Source organism: Pseudomonas sp. RW407 (genome assembly GCF_003176655.1).
Lineage (GTDB): Bacteria > Pseudomonadota > Gammaproteobacteria > Pseudomonadales > Pseudomonadaceae > Pseudomonas > Pseudomonas delhiensis.
In genome coordinates, this window is the sequence record NZ_QGSL01000079.1 from 1 (window position 1) to 389 (window position 389).

Consider the following 389-nt stretch of genomic DNA (forward strand, 5'->3'; position numbering starts at 1 on the left):
GACTTCGAGCGCGACGACCTGCACCGCGAAGTGCTGCGCACCCAGGGCCGCCTGACCAGCCGCTTCGGCTACGACGCCCTGGGCCGCAAGGCCTGGCAGTTCGCCTCGGGGCTGCCGGCGGAGAAACTCTCCAGCCTGCACAACCCGGGCATCGTCCCCGCCGACCTGCTGCTGCACCGCGACAACCCGATCCAGCGCCGCTACCAGTACGACGCCGCCGGCGAGCTGGTGCGCACCCAGGACAAACTGCGCGGCGACACCCAGTACGCCTACGAGGCCAACGGCCAACTGCTCGGCCGCAGCGCCCCGGACCTGGCCAGCCGCGAACGCTTCGTCTACGACGCCGCCGCCAACCTGGTCAACCCCGAGGGCGACAGCCACCACGGCCA

General features: G+C 71.7%; 1 pseudogene. It reads left to right on the plus strand.

Features of this window, described 5'->3' with window-relative positions:
- Positions 1 to 389 (plus strand): annotated as a pseudogene (locus DK254_RS06530) (type IV secretion protein Rhs); the annotation flags it as partial.